The following is an 18,953-nucleotide window of genomic DNA, read 5'->3' as shown; positions in this document are numbered from 1 at the left end:
AGAGACTCACCAATATAGTGAGCCTCTAAAAAAACATTTTACTTTTCAAGATCTACTAGACGTTGACGAACTGCTTCGCGTTTTTCTAGGTAATCTTGCTCTTTCGCACGCTCTCCTTCAATAACTGCTGCAGGAGCTTTCGCTACGAAACCTTGGTTTGAAAGTTTCTTCTGTACACGTTCTACTTCTTTGTCGAACTTCTCAAGTTCTTTCTCAAGACGCGCTCTCTCTTCATCAAGATTGATAAGATCAGCTAACGGTAAGAATAACTCTGCACCCGATACGATTGCAGTCATTGCTTTTTCTGGCGCTTGTAAATCCGTTTGAATTGTTAATTCGCTTGGGTTACAGAAACGCTCAATGTAAGAGCTGTTTTTCGTAAGTTGAGCAAGTACAGCCTCATCTTTCGCTTTAATTTGCATTTGAACTTTTTTGCTCATTGGTGTATTAACTTCTGCACGAATGTTACGAACAGAGCGAATGATATCAACTAGAAGGTGCATTTCTGCTGCAGCTTCTGTATCTTGTAAATCTTCGCGAACTGTTGGCCACGCCGCTACTGTAATAGACTCGCCTTCATGCGGTAAATGTTGCCAAATCTTCTCTGTTACGAATGGCATGAATGGGTGTAACAGACGCATTGTTCGGTCTAATACGTAAGCTAAAATAGAACGAGTTGTTTTCTTAGCTGCTTCATCTTCACCGTATAGTGGAAGTTTCGCCATTTCAATGTACCAGTCACAGAAATCATCCCAGATAAAGTTGTATAATGAACGACCAGCTTCACCGAACTCATATTTATCCATGTTACGTGTTACGCTTTCGATTGTTTCGTTTAAGCGAGTTAAAATCCACTTATCCGCAACTGATTTTTCACCAGTTAAATCGATTTCTTCATACTTCATGTCATCCATGTTCATTAATACGAAACGTGATGCATTCCAAATTTTATTAATGAAGTTCCAAGTAGATTCTACTTTCTCCATGCTGAAGCGTAAATCTTGACCTGGTGCGCTTCCTGTTGATAAGAAGAAACGCATTGCATCTGCACCGTACTTCTCGATAACATCCATTGGATCAATACCGTTACCAAGAGATTTACTCATTTTACGACCTTGCTCATCACGAACTAAACCGTGAATTAATACATCTTTAAATGGACGCTCGCCTGTAAACTCTAAACCTTGGAAAATCATACGAGATACCCAGAAGAAGATGATGTCATAACCAGTTACTAAAGCATCTGTTGAATAGAACTTTTTAAAGTCTGCTGCCTCTTCATTTGGCCAACCAAGTGTTGAGAACGGCCATAACGCTGAACTGAACCACGTATCAAGTACGTCGTTATCTTGATTCCAGTTTTCAATATCTGCTGGTGCTTCTGTACCTACGTATACTTCACCAGTTTCTTTATGATACCAAGCTGGAATACGGTGTCCCCACCATAATTGACGAGAAATACACCAGTCGTGAATGTTTTCCATCCAACGTAAATATGTGTTTTCGAAACGCTCTGGTACGAACGTTACTTTCTCTTCTTCTTTTTGTTGAAGCTCTACTGCCTTTTCAGCAAGTGGAGCCATTTTTACGAACCATTGTGTTGATAAGTAAGGCTCAACTACTGCACCACTACGCTCACTATGACCTACTGAATGCATATGAGGCTCGATTTCTACTAATACGCCCGCTTCTTGTAAATCTTTTACTAACGCTTTACGGCATTCGAAACGATCCATGCCGTTATACTTACCAGCTTTTTCGTTCATCGATCCATCTTCGTTCATTACTAAAATACGTGGTAAGTCATGACGGTTACCTACTTCAAAGTCATTCGGGTCATGAGCTGGTGTAATTTTTACAACGCCTGTTCCGAAATCTTTTTCTACGTATTCATCAGCAATAATCGGAATCTCACGGCCTACGATTGGAAGTGTAACTGTTTTTCCGATTAAATGTTTGTAACGATCGTCTTCTGGATGAACTGCTACTGCTGTATCACCAAGCATCGTTTCTGGACGAGTAGTCGCAAGACGAATATGACCAGAGCCATCTGTTAATGGATAGTTCATATGGTAGAATGCACCTTGAACTTCTTTATGAATTACTTCAATATCAGAAAGAGCTGTGCGTGTTGCTGGATCCCAGTTGATAATATATTCACCGCGGTAAATTAAGCCTTTTTCGTATAATTGAACGAATACTTTATTAACCGCATCAGATAAACCTTCGTCTAATGTGAAACGTTCACGAGAATAGTCTAGTCCTAAACCAACTTTCCCCCATTGTTGACGAATGTGAGACGCGTATTCCTCTTTCCATTCCCAAGCTTTTTCAAGGAATTTCTCACGGCCAAGATCGTAACGTGAAATACCTTCTTCACGAAGTTTCCCTTCTACTTTCGCTTGCGTTGCGATACCCGCATGGTCCATTCCTGGAAGCCATAATACATCGTAACCTTGCATACGCTTCGTACGAGTTAAAATATCTTGAAGAGTTGTATCCCAAGCATGACCTAAGTGTAACTTACCAGTTACGTTCGGAGGTGGAATTACAATTGTGTATGGTTGTTTCTTCTCATCTCCTGTTGCTTCGAAATATTTGCCTTCAAGCCACCATTGATAAAGGCCTTCTTCAACGGACATATGATCATATTTAGTTGGTAAATTCTTTTCCGTGTTTGACATTATTTTCCCTCCTTAAAATAAAAAATGCCCCTCATCCAAAAAGGACGAGGGACATCGCGGTACCACCTTTATTTACAAACAAATTCAGGAATTTGCTTATACTCTTAATTTGATAACGGACAAATCCGTCTTTTCCTAATGAGAACTATTCCGTTCAGAAAAGATGCTCCAGGGCTACCTTCTAACATAACTATCTAGAGAATCTCCCAGCTAATGATTCTCCTCTCTGAAGACGTTTCTTGTTATACTCTTCCCCTTCAAGGCATTTATATGATTGTTAATTATTATATACAATAGTGTAAAAAACGAAACCCTATTCGTCAAGATAAATTTAATACTACGGCTTTTTGGACGAGCGAAAAAAAAAGATAAGTAGAGATACTACTTATCTTTTTATCCGTTCCCTTGCTGGGCAGCTTGTAATTGCGACAGGAAATATTCTATATTGCTAACGAGCCAATGCGATTGTTGTAAGCTCTTTACTCCAAGAAGTTCATTTTCCTCATTACGGCTCTCTCTTCTTTTCTTATAAGACTGAATTTGCCGAATAAATTGTGATGGATACGTCATATACGCAAACATGAGTAGTTGCTCTTCTTTCGTAAAAGGGAAATTTTTTTGGTACATTTGATACCATTCAAACCGATCACTTCGTGCAATTGGATATGTGTTTAACGACCGAGAATAAAATCCCACAATATCTTGCACAGGTGTTGCAAACTTTGATTTTTCTAAACTAATAAAATAGCCATTTCGTTCATAGTCGAATAAAAAGTGATTAAGTGATACGTTACCATGTACAAACGTAATGCGTGTTGTCTCTTTTTCTTTCATCGCATCGTTCCACTCATTTAATTGCTTCGTTGCAAACTCACGCGCCCTCATTACATGATGATAGTACGTACAATATTGCAGTTCAAATGGTGACATATACCACTTCGCTTCAGATTCTACGAGAAACTCTTCTAGCATTTCGCCATCATTCTCCCAGCGATCGGATATATTTGTATAATGTTTTTCTAGATCCTCTTCAGTATACGTTTCTTCTTTTACTGTTTTTTGATGCAACGTTCCGAGAGTTTGAAACATTTTATGGTATTGATCATTATCCTCGCCGTTCCCTTCCGCACGTTCTAACCAAGGCATTAAATAATAATTATACGTCCCGTCACTTAAAATATAATTTCCATCTGTCGCATGGTATATAGGTACATAATTTGAAAAACCTTTCTCCTTCAAATATTGAATATGATGCAGAAAGTTATTCCGCTCTAACTTTCTGCCTTCTATTTTCTTGAGCGCATATGGACCTTGATTCGTATAAATTTTCGTTACACTTCCGTGCTCTTCCATATGCTGCGTATCCAATCTATATTGCCTTACAATGGGTTCATAGCGATTTCGTAATTCCATATCCATACGAATAACCCTTTCTATTCAAAACATAGCCTTTAGAAAAATAAGTGAGTGAAAACACTCACTTATTTCGCTTTTGTTCTTGAAACGGGAATATAGATAATTTGCCCTGTAGTTAAATATATATCTTCTGTTTGATTAACACGATATAAGTTTTGTACAGACGTTTCATAACGATCTGCAACAGATTCAATTGTATCCCCTTCTTGCACGAAATACATTCTTAACTTTGTAAATTCTTCTTCCGGCTCTTTCGTAAATAATTTCGTTAAATAAAGCGCATTTTCATCTCGCTGTGAATACGTTTCTTCTTCTTGCTCTTCTTGTTTCTTCGCTTTTTCTTTCTTGAAATCTTTTCTTCCGAACAATTCAAATTGTGGCGTTGTTTCTTTCTCCTCTTCACGCTCTACAAATTCATGTTCCTCTATTTCCTCTTCCTCTACTTCCTGCTCTTTTCTTTCTTCTAGTTGGAACGGTTCAAATGCGTAATCTTCCCACTCATTTGATTCCTTATAGGCTGGTTCTTCCATGTGCGGCGTTGGTCTATTTTCATCCTCTTGTACTGGATCATCTTCTAACTCAGCATACGCCGTTTCTTCCTCTTCATCCTCGATTCTTTCTTCATCACATAAACCAGTGATAGATATATCCGCTAATAATTGTAAGCAACCATTTTCCTTTAATTCATAATCAAATTCCTCGATAGATACATATAGTTCTTCAATTACTTTCACACGGTTTCTTGGAATTGATATTTCAAGTGGAAAGGAATGAACAAGTTCATTAATCCCATCTTCCCTTGTTTCTACATAATCAATTGACTTCGCTGGTGATAGATCTCTTAATGAATAAGCTGAATCATCTTGCCGTGCAACATACTCTCCCGTTAAATCTAATTGCCCTCTCACGATAACTTCATGATCAAGCTCTTCTATCTCAACGTCTGGATCTAACGAAATTGACAAAAGTTCTTCGACTTCCTGTCCTTTTTGGAACCAAACAGATTCTTTTAATGAAAAACGTAATGAATGATCTGTTGCCACTTCTTTTCCCCCTCCCAAACTATATGTCATTACAGATTTATGTGTGGAAAGCGGACTTTATGAATAAAAAAAATCGCTCCCCTTATGGAGAACGATTTTCTTTCATCAATTAAGCTTTTAATTTTGACATTGCAATTTCAGCCGCTGCAATCGTCGCCTCAATATCTGCATCGCTATGTGCTGTCGATAAGAATAGACCTTCGAATTGAGATGGCGGTAAGAATACACCTTGTTCTACCATTTCACGATAGTAAGCCGCAAAGAATTCTAAGTTTGAAGATTTTGCTGCATCGTAATTAATAACTGGTTCATCTGTAAAGAAGATACCAATCATAGAACCTGCACGGTTAATGCGATGCGGAATACCATGTTTTTCAGCCGCTTTACGTAAGCCAGCTTCTAACATTTCAGCTTTACGCTCGAATTCTACATATGATTCTGGCGTTAACTGCACTAACGTTTCATAACCTGCTGCCATTGCAAGTGGGTTACCTGATAAAGTACCCGCTTGGTAAATTGGCCCGCTCGGTGCAACTTGGCGCATAATTTCTGCTTTACCACCGTATGCTCCTACTGGTAATCCACCACCGATTACTTTACCTAAACAAGTTAAGTCAGGTGTTACACCGTAATAACCTTGTCCACAATTGTAAGCAACTCGGAATCCTGTCATTACTTCATCAAAAATAAGCAATGCACCATTTTGCTCTGTTACTTCACGAAGGCCTTCTAAAAATCCTGGTTGTGGTGGAACAACACCCATATTTCCTGCTACTGGTTCTACAATTACACAAGCAATATCATCACCGAATTGTTCGAAAGCGTATTTCACACTTTCTAAATCGTTATACGCTACTGTAATCGTATTTTTCGCTACGCCTTCTGGTACACCAGGGCTATCTGGTAAACCTAGCGTTGCCACACCAGAACCCGCTTTAATTAATAACGAATCACCATGACCATGGTAACAACCGATAAATTTCAAAATTTTATTACGGCCTGTATAACCACGAGCTAAACGTAGCGCACTCATTGTCGCTTCTGTTCCAGAGTTAACCATACGTACAATCTCAATTGATGGTACACGCTCAATAACAAGTTTCGCTAATTTATTTTCAATTTCCGTTGGGGCACCGAAGCTTGTACCTCTTTCAGCAACAGCTTTTAACGCTTCAACAACACGATCATTTGCATGGCCATGAATTAAAGGACCCCATGATAATACGTAATCGATGTATTCATTTCCATCGATATCATATACTTTAGAGCCTTTTCCACGCTCCATAAACAATGGATTCATACCGACAGACTTAAAGGCACGAACGGGGCTATTTACGCCACCAGGCATTAAATCTTGTGCTTCTTCAAACGCTGCAATCGACTTATCAAACTTTTTCATTATTTAGCGCCTCCTTCTTGTAACCATCTTGCTGCATCTTTTGCATGATACGTAATAATTAAATCTGCTCCTGCACGTTTCATGCTAATTAATTTTTCAAGTACAACTTCTTTTTCATTAATCCAACCATTTTGCGCTGCCGCTTTAATCATCGAATATTCGCCACTTACGTTATAAGCAACGACTGGTAAATTAAAGTTATTTTTCACATCACGAACGATATCTAAGTAAGAAAGAGCTGGCTTTACAATTAAGAAATCTGCCCCTTCCATTACATCTGATTCTGCTTCACGGAATGCTTCCATACGGTTCGCTGGATCCATTTGATATGTTTTACGATCCCCAAATTGTGGTGCACCGTGTGCCGCATCACGGAATGGCCCGTAAAATGCTGATGAATATTTCACAGCGTACGACATAACTGGTACATGTCCAAAACCATTTTCATCTAATGCATGGCGAATTGCTGTTACGAATCCATCCATCATATTTGACGGCGCAATAATGTCCGCTCCTGCTTTCGCTTGGCTTACAGCTGTTTTCGCAAGGACTGCAAGAGACTCGTCATTTAAAATAATACCATCTTCAATTACACCGCAATGACCATGGCTTGTGAATTGACATAAACATGTATCCGCAACTACTACTAGATCAGGGAATTCACCTTTAATTTGCTTAATTGCACGTTGCACAATTCCATGATCACAATATGCTGATGATCCAACTTCATCTTTTTCAGCAGGTAAACCAAATACAATAACAGAACGAATACCTAAATCAACAACCTCTTGCATTTCAGCTTGTAATAAATCTAAAGACATTTGATATACGCCTGGCATAGAAGGCACTTCATTACGAACATTTTCGCCTTCTAATACAAAAATAGGGTAAATAAAATCTTCCGTATGTAAAAACGTTTCACGCACAAGCGCACGCATATTACCGCTTTGTCTTAAACGACGATGACGATTAAATTGTAAAGAGTTCATAGATTTCTATCCCCATTCTTTTATTTTATAGATTCACAAACGCATTGTAGTAATGCTTCTACAGTGTAATCTTTCGGCATAATAATATGCGGAAAATAAAGGCTCGCCTCTTTTTCCGTAATAGGCCCTATACAAGCAATTGTACATTTTTTTGTCCATTCTCTCCAGTTTGTCCCCTCAAGTAAACGAACAAAACTAGTAACAGTTGAAGGACTCGTAAATGTAATAATGTCTACTTTCTCTGCTTCTAACGTTTCTATAAGCTCTCGCTTTTTCTCTACATTTTCTTTCGTACCATATACGATTATCTCATCTAGAGAAACACCAATTTCGCGAAGTGCAACTGGAATTACATCTCTTGCTAAATTCCCTTTCGGAAATAAAATGCATTCGTTTCCACTTAATTTTTTTGCAAACTCTTCTGCAAATACTTCTGCAACAAATGAAGTTGGAACAAAGTCCACTTCATAGCCCCGCTTTTCTAACTCTAAACTTGTTTTCACGCCTACTGCAGCAATTTTAGTCGTTACGGGGAGCTTCTTTCCCAAACGATCTAGAAAAAAAGCTACCCCATTTTTACTCGTAAAAATAACCCAGTCATAAGAATGTAGCTGTCCTGCTATATGTTGAATTTGCCTATGAGACATACCTTCCATACGCAAAAGCGGAATTTCCAATGGAATTCCGCTCTTTTCTTTCACCGCTACACTCATTTGTTTCGCTTGATGCTGGGCACGTGTAATCAATACCGTTTTGCCAGCGAGAGCGTTCATATTTATTGTTGCCCCTTATTTGCAGCAAGAATGAGTTCTTTTGCGCCTTGTTTAATTAAACGGTCCGCAGCCTCTAATCCTACTTCCTTTGGATTAGTTCCTACTACTGTCTCTTTCAATAAAACAGAACCATCCATAGACCCGACAAGAGCTGTTAATTCGATTGCATCGTTTTCTGTAAGAGTTGCGTATCCAGCGATTGGAACTTGGCATCCACCTTCAAGTTTATGAAGAAATACTCGTTCTGCTGCCACTGTTCTTTCTGTTACTGCATCATTTATATGCGCTAACAACTGTAGTAAATCCTTATCATCTTCACGGCACTCAATTGCTAATGCGCCTTGTCCTACAGCAGGTACACATAACGTCTCATCTAAATGTTCTGTAATAACTTCATCATCCCAGCCCATTCTTTGTAATCCAGCTGTCGCTAAAATAATTGCATCGTAATCTTCTTCTTTTAATTTACGTAAACGTGTATCGATATTTCCGCGAATCCACTTCACTTGTAAATCTGGTCTCGCAGCTAATAATTGTGCACTACGTCTTAAACTACTCGTACCTAAAATAGCGCCTTCTGCTAACTCTTTAAACGATGCTGCGTTTTTTGAGATAAAAGCATCACGAGGGTCAACACGCTTCGGTGTACAGCCAATCATTAATCCTTCCGGAAGTACGGCCGGCATATCTTTCATACTATGTACAGCCATATCAATTTCTTTCGTAAGTAACGCATGTTCAATCTCTTTAACAAACAAACCTTTTCCGCCTACTTTTGATAGAGTAACATCTAAAATAACATCGCCTTTTGTGACGATTTCTTTCACTTCAAATTCATATGGTAATCCTAGCGCTTTTAACTGATCAATAAACCAGTTTGTTTGCGTTAATGCTAATTTACTCTTTCGTGACCCTACAATAATTTTGCGCATAATTTTCTCTCCTCATTATAAATACCAAAAGTGGAAGTTGGATAAACTGCTTAATAGAAAAATATTAATTAGCATTACGAGAAATGCTCCAATGTTCCACTGCACGATTTTCTTCCCTTGCAACACATCTGCCGCTCGTAAATATAGGCCAGCACAATATACAAATAGAACGACAAAAGACCCGATCACTTTCGTATCATACCAATGGAAATTGTCCAATTTTGTATATCCCCATATGCATCCTAATAAAATAGCTAGTAAGAAAAATGGAACAGAAAATAAATTTAATCCGTAAGACATCGATTCTAACTTCGGTAAATTCCCCAATCTTCTTAATCTCGCATTCCATTTTTTCTTTTTTAATAGGCGATATTGCAATAAATACATAATAGAAAAAATGAACGATACAGTGAACGTTGCATAAGAAATAATAGCCATACCAACATGGACATATACAAGTTCCGAAACTAATTGCTCTGCAAGTACCGGCGACATCTTTCCGAGCGGTGTAAAAATAGAAAAAGCGCTTACGCCAAATGCGACAACATTTGTAAAAAAGACTAAAAAATCGATTCTCATAAATCGATTAATGACTAATGACATCGTAATCAATAGCCAAACATAAAAATAAATCCCTGATAATAAAGTTAATATAGGATTCGTTTCTGAATCTGTAGCCCGAAGTAACATGAAGATAGACTGCAGAACCCATACAATCGAAAGTAACCAAAAAGCAAATCGGTTCGCCTTTCGGTTACTTTGGAAATAATCTATAAAATATAAACTAATGCTACAAGCATATAAAATAATTGCAATATGATAAATAATACTGTTATTTAAAAAGCTCATCCGATCATCCTTCCAAATTATAAAGATGGAACGGATGGTGTCCATGCTCTTTTATGTTCTACTTCTTCCGCACAACTCTCTACGTCTTCCATTTCTAAATCGAAAATCTTTGCAAATAACGCTAATTTTTCGTCCGCTCCCTCTTCCGCAGCTATTTCTTTCGCTACTAAAATTGGGTCTTTTAATAATTGATTAATAATACTTTTCGTATGCTTACTAATTACTTTTCTCTCACGATCACTAAGATTCGGTATTTTTCGTTCCAGACTTTCCATCGTTTCACTTTGGATAGCAAGCGCCTTATCACGAAGAGCTGATATTAACGGAACAACACCAAGTGTACTTAACCACGTTTTAAATAAAACAATTTCCTCTTCAATCATAAATTGAATTTTCTCTGCTTCTTTCAAACGTTCAGCACGATTTGCTTCCACTACTCCTTGCAAATCATCAATGTCATATAAGAAAGAACCTTCTAGCTCATCAATCGCTGGATCAATATCACGTGGCACTGCAATGTCAACCATAAATAAAGGACGACCAGAGCGCATTTTCTCTACCTTTGTCATCATCTCTTTCGTAATGACATACTCAGATGCACCAGTTGAACTAATTAAAATATCTGCTTCTAATAGTGCACATTGCAATTCACTTAAAGGCTTTGCATGTCCCATATATTTCTCAGCCACTACTTCTGCTTTTGAAAGAGTCCTATTCATGACTGTTACTTTACGAGCACCGCTTCCATATAAGTTTTGCAGCGCCAGTTCACCCATTTTGCCAGCACCAAGAATAAGTACATGACAATCTGTTAGCTCGCCGAATATTTTCTTCCCAAGCTCGACAGCAGCATAACTAACCGACATCGCACTTTCACCTATTGTCGTTTCTGAGTGCGCACGTTTCGCTAGCGTAACTACTTGCTTAAACAATTCATTAAAAATGGTGCCTGTTGCTTTTACTTGTTGCGCTTCTAAAAAGCTATCTTTTATTTGACCTAAAATTTGCGTTTCTCCGACTACCATAGAATCTAAACCGCACGTTACGCGGAATAAATGATCTATTGCACCATCTTGTTCAAAAATAGTTAAATATGGTGCGACTTCTTCTATTTCAAGCTGAAACCAATCAGCTAAAAACTTCTTAATATAATACCGTCCCGTGTGTAATTGATCGACAACAGCGTAAATCTCAGTGCGATTACAAGTTGATACAATGACATTCTCTAACACGCTCTTTTGATTTTGTAATGTAGTCATTGCTCGCTCTAGCTCTGCTGCCTGAAATGTGAGTTTCTCACGAAATTCTACAGGGGCTGTTCGATAATTTACACTAACAACAAGAATATGCACGCAGCATGTCCCCCTTCACCCGTTTTATCACTTTATCTACTATCATAATACAACTTTCCTCTTATGAATCTGACAATCGTGTGAACAACCGATTATTTTTTATTTATTCTCCGTATGTAGGAAAGGAGATTCAGTAAAATTAATAAAGTTTTTCTACTTTATAATGATTATAAATTAATAACTCTATTTGTACGTTACCAAAAAAAGTCCTCATAATCAAGTGATGGAAACTATTCCATATAAATTATAGCATCATCTTTCCTATCTTCTTTCATCATGAAGGAAAATATGTATGATTGTTCCAAAATGTAGCACATACTTTCTCCATACAATGTATTTGACATTGTACTTTTTTTTCGTTATATTGATTTTACAAAATTAAATTGCGCACAACTTAATTAGAAGGGAGTTATGTATGACGGAGAATTCTTTGCATCTAGATAACCAACTTTGTTTTTCTATTTACGCTTGTTCTAGGGAAGTTACCCGCTTTTACCGTCCCTATTTAGAAGAAATGGGTATTACGTATCCCCAGTACATTACTTTACTCGTACTATGGGAACAAGACGGACTAACAGTAAAAGAAATTGGAGAGCGTCTATTTTTAGATTCCGGTACGTTAACACCTATGTTAAAACGGATGGAATCATTAAACCTTGTAAAACGTGTTCGTTCCAAAGAAGACGAACGAAAAGTTTGTATTGAATTAACAGAACAAGGTAAAGATTTAAAAGATAAGGCTTGTTCATTACCGACAACGATGGCTACAAATTTAGGAATTACAGAGCAAGAATATCGTTCTTTATTAATTCAATTAAATAAACTAATTGAAACAATGAAAACAATTAATGATAGAAAAGGGGAATAAATATGGATAAATTATATACTGCTTCAGTAACAGCTACAGGCGGAAGAAATGGGAAAGTAGTTTCAGATGATGGCATATTAAATCTTGATGTAAAAATGCCGAAAGCACTAGGTGGTGCAGGCGGAGAGGCAACAAATCCAGAACAACTATTTGCTGCTGGTTATGCCGCTTGTTTTGATAGTGCCTTACAACTTGTCATTCGTACAAAGCGTGTGAAAGTGGAAAGTACAGAAGTAACTGCTCACGTTTCGATTGGAAAGGATACAGATGGAGGTTTCGGCCTATCTGCTGTACTTGATGTACACGTTGCTGGCGTTTCTCATGCCGAAGCACAAGAACTTGTAGAAGCTGCTCACGGTGTATGTCCTTATTCAAAAGCAACGAGAGGTAATATTGAAGTTACATTAAACGTAAGATAAAAGTATATATAAAAAAACGCGCGACATTTGTCACGCGTTTTTTGTTTTTGTCATTCTATGAATTGCCTTCCACGCTTCTTCTTTTCCAAGTCCTGTTTCAGAAGAGAATAGAACAATTTCATCGCCAATTTCAACAGCAAGCGTTTCTTTTACAACTTTTAAATGCTTTTGCCATTTCCCTTTCGGAATTTTATCAGCTTTCGTCGCAATAATAATTGTTGGGATTTCATAATGCTTTAAGAAATCATACATCATCACGTCATCGTTTGTTGGTTGGTGACGTAAATCAACTACTAATACAGCTGCGTCTAATTGCTCACGCGTTGTAAAGTATGTTTCAATCATCTTGCCCCATGCTGCGCGCTCTGATTTAGATACTTTCGCATATCCATAACCTGGAACGTCAACAAAATGCATCATCTCATTGATTAAGAAAAAGTTTAATGTTTGCGTTTTTCCTGGTTTAGAGGAAATACGCACTAACTTTTTACGATTTAAAATTTTATTAATAAAGGAAGACTTCCCGACATTTGAACGACCTGCTAATGCAATTTCTGGTAAATCACTGTCTGGATATTGTTCTGGTTTAACAGCACTAATTACAATATCTGCTTTTGTTACTTTCATTGTTTCACTCCTACTAATGCGTGCTCCAATACTTCATCTAAATGAGATGCAAGCACAAACGTAAGGTTTTCTTTTACGCTTTCTGGAATATCATCTAAATCTTTCTCGTTTTCTGCTGGCAAAATAATTTTTGTTAAGCCTGCGCGGTGAGCACTTAATGTTTTTTCTTTTAAACCACCAATTGGTAATACACGACCACGAAGTGTAATTTCACCTGTCATCCCCACTTCTTTACTTACAGGAATACCTGTTAGTGCAGAAATAAGTGCCGTTGCCATCGTAATACCTGCTGACGGTCCATCTTTTGGAACTGCCCCTTCTGGAACATGAATATGAATATCATTTTTCTCATGGAAATTCGGATCAATCTGAAGCTCTTCTGCACGAGAACGAATATAGCTAAACGCTGCTTGTGCGGATTCTTTCATAACATCCCCAAGTTTCCCTGTTAAAATTAATTTCCCTTTACCTGGCGCTACAGAAACTTCAATCGCAAGTGTATCGCCGCCTGCTGCTGTATACGCTAAACCTGTCGCCATACCAACTTGGTCTGTTTTTTCAGCTTGCCCATAACGGAAAATGTGCTTACCCAGTAAATCAACAACATTTTTCTCTGTTACAACAATGCGCTTGCGTTCTGCTGTAACGATAATTTTTGCTGCTTTACGGCAAACTTTTGCAATTTGGCGCTCTAGCGTACGAACACCAGCCTCACGTGTATAATAACGAATAATTTCAAGAAGCGCTTCATCACGTACTTGTAAATTACCTTTTCGTAAGCCATGCTCTTTTAATTGTTTCGGCAATAAATGTTCACGAGCAATGTGAACTTTTTCAAGTTCTGTATAGCCAGCAATCGAAATAATTTCCATACGGTCAAGCAACGGACCTGGAATACTTGAAAGTGTATTAGCAGTTGCTACAAACATAACTTTCGATAGATCATACGGTTCTTCAATGTAATGATCACTGAAATTATGGTTTTGTTCTGGGTCTAACACTTCGAGTAATGCTGCTGATGGATCTCCACGGAAATCGTTAGACATTTTATCAATCTCATCTAATAAGAAGACTGGATTAACTGTTTTCGCCTTTTTCATACCTTGAATAATGCGTCCTGGCATTGCTCCAACGTACGTACGACGGTGACCACGAATTTCAGATTCATCGCGTATCCCACCAAGGGATACACGGACGAAATTACGATTCAATGATGTTGCAATCGAACGTGCTAACGAAGTTTTCCCGACCCCAGGAGGTCCTACTAAGCAAAGGATAGGTCCTTTTAATGAATTCGTTAACTTCTGTACAGCTAAATATTCAAGTACGCGCTCTTTCACTTTCTCCAGACCGTAATGATCTTTGTTTAAAATCTCTTCAGAATGAGCAAGGTCAATCATATCTTCTGTTGCTTCTGTCCACGGAAGCGCTAATAACCAATCCATATAATTGCGAATAACACCGCTCTCCGCAGAACTTGCTGGTAACTTTTCATAACGGTCTAATTCTTTCAGTGCAGCCTTCATTGTTTCTTCAGGCATTCCCGACTTTTCAATTTTCTCACGAAGTTCTTCAACTTCCCCGCCCTTACCTTCTTTATCGCCAAGTTCAGTTTGAATCGCCTTCATTTGCTCACGTAAGAAATATTCTTTTTGCGTGCGCTCCATTGAACGTTTCACTTTTTGTCCAATTTTCTTTTCTAAACTAAGTAACTCTTGTTCATCTTGAATAATTGAAATAAGTGTATGTAATCGTTCCTTCACAGATACAATCTCTAAGATTTCTTGTTTCTGCTTCGTTTTAATTGGCAAGTGAGAAGCAATTAAATCCGCTAATCTTCCTGGCTCTTCTACATCAGCTACCGTTGCAAATGTTTCATTTGAAACTTTTTTCGAAACTTTAATATATTGTTCGAAATGCTCCAGTAACGTACGCATAAGAGCTTTCTCTTCTAGATCATCTTCCACTTCTTCCGTTACCGTTTTAATAGAAACTTGCACTGCATTTTCTTCTTCGATAAACTCTACTACTTCTGCTCTATGTAAACCTTCTACAAGGACACGAAGCGTACCGTTTGGCAACTTTAACATTTGCTTCACTTTCGCCACTGTACCTACACTATATATGTCATCTTCTTTCGGATCATCGATATTCATTTCTTTTTGCATCGCTAAAAAGATGATATTTTCATCCATTGCCGCCTGCTCTAGTGCTTGTATCGATTTATCACGTCCTACATCAAGATGCAGAACCATCGTTGGATATACGAGAACGCCTCTTAATGGTAGGAGGGGTACGATTCTTTCATTCGTATTCATACTAGACATAGCACCTCCATAATAAAATAAACTCCTGTTCAACTATTTTATATTACAATACATCTAGATGCAATTGCAGAGATTCTCCGCAATTGTAAATCCCTCGTTTTTTCTCCCTTATGAAAAGAAAAAGACTCCGCTTAAGCATACAAACTTAAACGAAGTCTGGCAAATTTTATTATCGTTCATCCTCACATTGACTGTGCATCTGTTTCGTCTACAGCAGTATGTATATCAAGCTCTCGATGCATATTTCCCTGCATAAATGTTAGCTCAAATACTTCTTTTAACTTACGAACAGGAATGATTTCAATTCCTTTTATTGTATACAAAAACGGTTGCATGTTTTCAGCAGGAATGATAACTTTCTTAGCACCCGCTTTTTTGGCAGCCTTTATTTTTGCGTACACACCACCAATAGGTTTCACTTCCCCGTGTATACTTATCTCACCCGTCATCGCTACTTCATTATCCACATACGTACGATGCACTGCTGAATATACACCTGTTGCCATAGCGATTCCTGCCGAAGGCCCATCAATCGGAATACCACCTGGAAAATTAATATGTATATCGTACCCTTCTGGCAACACATCTAGAGAACGAAGTACTGTTAATACATTATCTACAGAACCTTTCGCCATACTTTTACGGCGAATTGATTTTGTTTGACTACCAATACTTTCCTCTTCTACAATTCCAGTAACATTTACCGACCCTTTATCTTTCGCCTTGATTGCTGTTACTTCAATTTCTAATAACGCGCCTGTATTCGGTCCGTATACAGCAAGTCCATTTACAAGACCAATTCTTGGAATAGGATAAATACGTTTTTCATATTTCGGTGTAAGTTGACTAGAGTGAACAACCCACTCTATATCTTCATCTTTAATGAAAGAACGTTCTTCATTGATTGCCATACCAGCAGAAATTTGTACAAGATTAATCGCTTCTCGTCCATTTCTTGCATACATCCCGATCATTTCAATACCATTTTCACCTATTTGCATTTCCACTTTGTCAGCTGCATTCTTCGCAACTTTTTGAATTTCTTCTGTATCTAACTCACGGAAAAACACTTCTAAACAGCGCGACCGAATAGCAGGAGGAATCTCCTCTGGCGAACGTGTCGTCGCACCAACTAAACGAAAATCAGCTGGTAAACCTTTTTGAAAAATGTCATGTATATACGTTGGAATCATCGTATTCTCTTCACTGTAGTACGCACTTTCCAAAAACACTTTTCGATCTTCTAGCACCTTTAACATTTTGTTCATTTGAATCGGGTGTAGTTCTCCGATCTCATCAATAAACAAAATACCACCGTGCGCATCTGTTACCGCACCTTTTTTCGGTTGCGGAATACCTGCTTGCCCCATTGCACCAGCACCTTGATAAATCGGATCATGCACCGAACCAATTAAAGGGTCTGCAATACCACGTTCATCAAACCTTGCTGTCGTCGCATCCAGTTCAATAAATGTTGCATTCGTGCGAAATGGAGATTTCGGATTTCGTTTCGCTTCTTCTAATACAAGACGTGCTGCCGCTGTCTTTCCCACACCTGGTGGACCATATATAATCACATGCTGCGGATTCGGGCCACAAAGAGCCGCTTTTAACGACTTAATCCCGTCCTCTTGCCCTACAATATCTAAAAAGGATGTAGGACGCACCTTTTCCGCAAGCGGCTCTGTTAAAGAAATCTCGCGCATTTTACGAAGCTGTTCTAATTCTTTTTTCGATTCTCGATCAATTGAAACTTTTTGTGTTCGCTGATTTCGAAGTAAATGCCAAAAATACAATCCGACAATTACGCCAAAAACAAGTTGAACAAGTAAAAATATATTTGTCCAGCTCATCATTTATTTCCTCCCGCAATGTTTTATCTCTTAGTATTTCCGCGGAGGAACATAGCTAAACATAAAGAAAAACAGCAATTATAAAAATTGCTGTTTCTTCTTCGCATTATGCAGATGTTTTTGTATCAAGTACAGTACCATCTTGTAACACCAATTTCGGTGGTTCATTATCAGCTACTGTTTCTTTCGTAAGAATACACTTCTCGATATCTTTGCGAGATGGAAGTTCGAACATTACATCCAGCATCAAACCTTCAATAATAGAACGAAGTCCACGAGCACCTGTTTTACGTTCAATTGCTTTTTTCGCAATCTCAACTAGTGCACCTTCTTCAAACTCTAACTCAACATCGTCAAGCTCCAATAATTTTTGGAATTGCTTAACAAGTGCATTTTTCGGTTTCGTTAAAATATCTACAAGAGCATCTTCATCAAGCGGCTCTAGGTTCGCAATAACTGGAAGACGACCGATAAACTCCGGAATTAAACCGAATCTTAAAAGATCCTCTGGTAAAACGTGAGATAAAACATGCTTTTCATTCACATCAGCATTTTTCTTCTCAGCACCAAATCCAATTACTTTCTCACCAAGGCGACGTTTAATAATAGGCTCGATGCCATCAAACGCTCCACCACAAATGAATAGGATGTTCGTTGTATCAATTTGAATAAACTCTTGATGCGGGTGCTTACGACCACCTTGAGGTGGAACGCTTGCTACAGTACCTTCTAGAATTTTCAGAAGTGCCTGCTGTACGCCTTCACCAGATACATCACGTGTAATTGATGGATTTTCGGACTTACGTGCCACTTTATCAATCTCATCAATATAAATGATTCCTTTTTCCGCTTTCTCTACATCATAATCAGCTGCTTGGATTAATTTTAGTAAGATGTTTTCTACATCTTCCCCTACATATCCAGCTTCTGTTAAAGATGTTGCGTCCGCGATCGCAAATGGAACATTTAAAATACGCGCTAATGTTTGTGCCAATAATGTTTTACCACTACCAGTTGGCCCAATAAGTGAAATATTACTCTTCGCTAATTCTACATCATCAATTTTACTGTTAGAATTAATGCGTTTGTAATGGTTATATACCGCTACCGCTAGTGCTTTTTTCGCGTTATCTTGTCCGATGACATACTCATCTAAGATTTCACGAATTTCTACCGGTTTCGGTACATCTTTGAATTCTACTTCTTCGTCCTTCGCAAGCTCCTCTTGTACAATTTCAGTACAAAGCTCGATACACTCGTCACAAATGTAAACACCTGGACCTGCAACTAGCTTTCGAACTTGCGTTTGTGTTTTACCACAGAAAGAACATTTTAATTGACCTTTTTCATCATTAAATTTAAACATATTTTCACACCCCTTACAAAGTGCTAATCTCTTGCCTTCGTATGTACACGATAAAT

General features: G+C 38.1%; 15 protein-coding genes and 1 other annotated feature. Of the genes, 2 read left to right on the top strand and 13 right to left on the bottom strand.

Features of this window, described 5'->3' with window-relative positions; translation table 11 throughout:
- Nucleotides 1-38: 38 nt before the first annotated feature.
- The 9 genes from QCI44_RS05195 to hemA form a co-directional block, all read right to left on the bottom strand.
- Nucleotides 39-2,684, bottom strand: coding sequence for a valine--tRNA ligase (locus tag QCI44_RS05195; protein WP_016135387.1), 2,646 nt, complete (start codon nt 2,682-2,684; stop codon nt 39-41).
- A 37-nt stretch (nt 2,685-2,721) separates the two neighbouring features.
- Nucleotides 2,722-2,954, bottom strand: a binding site (T-box leader).
- 123 nt (nt 2,955-3,077) lie between these two features.
- On the bottom strand, nt 3,078-4,103 hold the full coding sequence (ysxE, locus tag QCI44_RS05190; protein WP_016135388.1) for a spore coat protein YsxE: 1,026 nt from the start codon (nt 4,101-4,103) through the stop codon (nt 3,078-3,080).
- A gap of 62 nt (nt 4,104-4,165) precedes the next feature.
- Complete coding sequence (gene spoVID / locus QCI44_RS05185; RefSeq protein ID WP_098985949.1) at nt 4,166-5,143, bottom strand: stage VI sporulation protein D; 978 nt, start codon at nt 5,141-5,143, stop codon at nt 4,166-4,168.
- A 109-nt stretch (nt 5,144-5,252) separates the two neighbouring features.
- Entirely contained in the window at nt 5,253-6,542 is a 1,290-nt protein-coding gene (gene hemL / locus QCI44_RS05180; RefSeq protein ID WP_016135389.1) for a glutamate-1-semialdehyde 2,1-aminomutase, read from the bottom strand.
- Complete coding sequence (gene hemB, locus QCI44_RS05175) at nt 6,542-7,531, bottom strand: porphobilinogen synthase (RefSeq protein ID WP_016135390.1); 990 nt, start codon at nt 7,529-7,531, stop codon at nt 6,542-6,544. The genes hemL and hemB overlap by 1 nt, the downstream gene beginning before the upstream one ends.
- A gap of 20 nt (nt 7,532-7,551) precedes the next feature.
- Complete coding sequence (gene hemD, locus QCI44_RS05170) at nt 7,552-8,304, bottom strand: uroporphyrinogen-III synthase (RefSeq protein ID WP_016135391.1); 753 nt, start codon at nt 8,302-8,304, stop codon at nt 7,552-7,554.
- Between the two features lie 2 nt (nt 8,305-8,306).
- The gene (gene hemC, locus QCI44_RS05165; protein WP_016135392.1) at nt 8,307-9,236 is read right to left on the bottom strand and encodes a hydroxymethylbilane synthase; all 930 of its coding nucleotides are present in this window, start codon (nt 9,234-9,236) and stop codon (nt 8,307-8,309) included.
- Nucleotides 9,237-9,251: 15 nt separating this feature from the next.
- Entirely contained in the window at nt 9,252-10,085 is an 834-nt protein-coding gene (locus tag QCI44_RS05160; protein WP_016086099.1) for a cytochrome c biogenesis protein, read from the bottom strand.
- Between the two features lie 17 nt (nt 10,086-10,102).
- Nucleotides 10,103-11,437, bottom strand: a complete 1,335-nt coding sequence (hemA, locus tag QCI44_RS05155; protein WP_016086098.1) for a glutamyl-tRNA reductase — start codon at nt 11,435-11,437, stop codon at nt 10,103-10,105.
- A 415-nt stretch (nt 11,438-11,852) separates the two neighbouring features.
- Between hemA and QCI44_RS05150 the strand changes: the two genes are divergently transcribed.
- Both QCI44_RS05150 and QCI44_RS05145 read left to right on the top strand, forming a co-directional pair.
- On the top strand, nt 11,853-12,305 hold the full coding sequence (locus QCI44_RS05150) for a MarR family winged helix-turn-helix transcriptional regulator (RefSeq protein WP_016086097.1): 453 nt from the start codon (nt 11,853-11,855) through the stop codon (nt 12,303-12,305).
- 2 nt (nt 12,306-12,307) lie between these two features.
- Entirely contained in the window at nt 12,308-12,724 is a 417-nt protein-coding gene (locus QCI44_RS05145; protein WP_000359777.1) for an organic hydroperoxide resistance protein, read from the top strand.
- A 30-nt stretch (nt 12,725-12,754) separates the two neighbouring features.
- Here the strand turns inward: QCI44_RS05145 and ysxC are convergent, their stop codons facing one another.
- From ysxC to clpX, 4 genes are all read right to left on the bottom strand, one after another.
- Nucleotides 12,755-13,351, bottom strand: a complete 597-nt coding sequence (gene ysxC, locus QCI44_RS05140; protein WP_000869115.1) for a ribosome biogenesis GTP-binding protein YsxC — start codon at nt 13,349-13,351, stop codon at nt 12,755-12,757.
- Complete coding sequence (gene lon, locus QCI44_RS05135) at nt 13,348-15,678, bottom strand: endopeptidase La (protein ID WP_016086096.1); 2,331 nt, start codon at nt 15,676-15,678, stop codon at nt 13,348-13,350. Before lon ends, ysxC begins: the two co-directional genes overlap by 4 nt.
- Nucleotides 15,679-15,860: 182 nt before the next feature.
- Complete coding sequence (gene lonB / locus QCI44_RS05130; RefSeq protein ID WP_033659894.1) at nt 15,861-17,531, bottom strand: ATP-dependent protease LonB; 1,671 nt, start codon at nt 17,529-17,531, stop codon at nt 15,861-15,863.
- A gap of 106 nt (nt 17,532-17,637) precedes the next feature.
- On the bottom strand, nt 17,638-18,897 hold the full coding sequence (gene clpX, locus QCI44_RS05125; RefSeq protein ID WP_000472285.1) for an ATP-dependent protease ATP-binding subunit ClpX: 1,260 nt from the start codon (nt 18,895-18,897) through the stop codon (nt 17,638-17,640).
- Nucleotides 18,898-18,953 lie beyond the last annotated feature (56 nt).

The organism is Bacillus cereus group sp. RP37, assembly GCF_040459695.1.
Lineage (GTDB): Bacteria > Bacillota > Bacilli > Bacillales > Bacillaceae_G > Bacillus_A.
This window is presented reverse-complemented; position numbering and strand designations above follow the sequence as displayed.

Bases quoted from the DNA above. Each gene is read 5' to 3' on its own strand.
- QCI44_RS05195 (WP_016135387.1), bottom strand. From the start codon at position 2,684: ATGTCAAACACGGAAAAGAATTTACCAACTAAATATGATCATATGTCC.
- ysxE (WP_016135388.1), bottom strand. From the start codon at position 4,103: ATGGATATGGAATTACGAAATCGCTATGAACCCATTGTAAGGCAATAT.
- hemL (WP_016135389.1), bottom strand. From the start codon at position 6,542: ATGAAAAAGTTTGATAAGTCGATTGCAGCGTTTGAAGAAGCACAAGAT.
- hemB (WP_016135390.1), bottom strand. From the start codon at position 7,531: ATGAACTCTTTACAATTTAATCGTCATCGTCGTTTAAGACAAAGCGGT.
- hemD (WP_016135391.1), bottom strand. From the start codon at position 8,304: ATGAACGCTCTCGCTGGCAAAACGGTATTGATTACACGTGCCCAGCAT.
- hemC (WP_016135392.1), bottom strand. From the start codon at position 9,236: ATGCGCAAAATTATTGTAGGGTCACGAAAGAGTAAATTAGCATTAACG.
- QCI44_RS05160 (WP_016086099.1), bottom strand. From the start codon at position 10,085: ATGAGCTTTTTAAATAACAGTATTATTTATCATATTGCAATTATTTTA.
- QCI44_RS05150 (WP_016086097.1), top strand. From the start codon at position 11,853: ATGACGGAGAATTCTTTGCATCTAGATAACCAACTTTGTTTTTCTATT.
- QCI44_RS05145 (WP_000359777.1), top strand. From the start codon at position 12,308: ATGGATAAATTATATACTGCTTCAGTAACAGCTACAGGCGGAAGAAAT.
- ysxC (WP_000869115.1), bottom strand. From the start codon at position 13,351: ATGAAAGTAACAAAAGCAGATATTGTAATTAGTGCTGTTAAACCAGAA.
- lon (WP_016086096.1), bottom strand. From the start codon at position 15,678: ATGTCTAGTATGAATACGAATGAAAGAATCGTACCCCTCCTACCATTA.
- lonB (WP_033659894.1), bottom strand. From the start codon at position 17,531: ATGAGCTGGACAAATATATTTTTACTTGTTCAACTTGTTTTTGGCGTA.
- clpX (WP_000472285.1), bottom strand. From the start codon at position 18,897: ATGTTTAAATTTAATGATGAAAAAGGTCAATTAAAATGTTCTTTCTGT.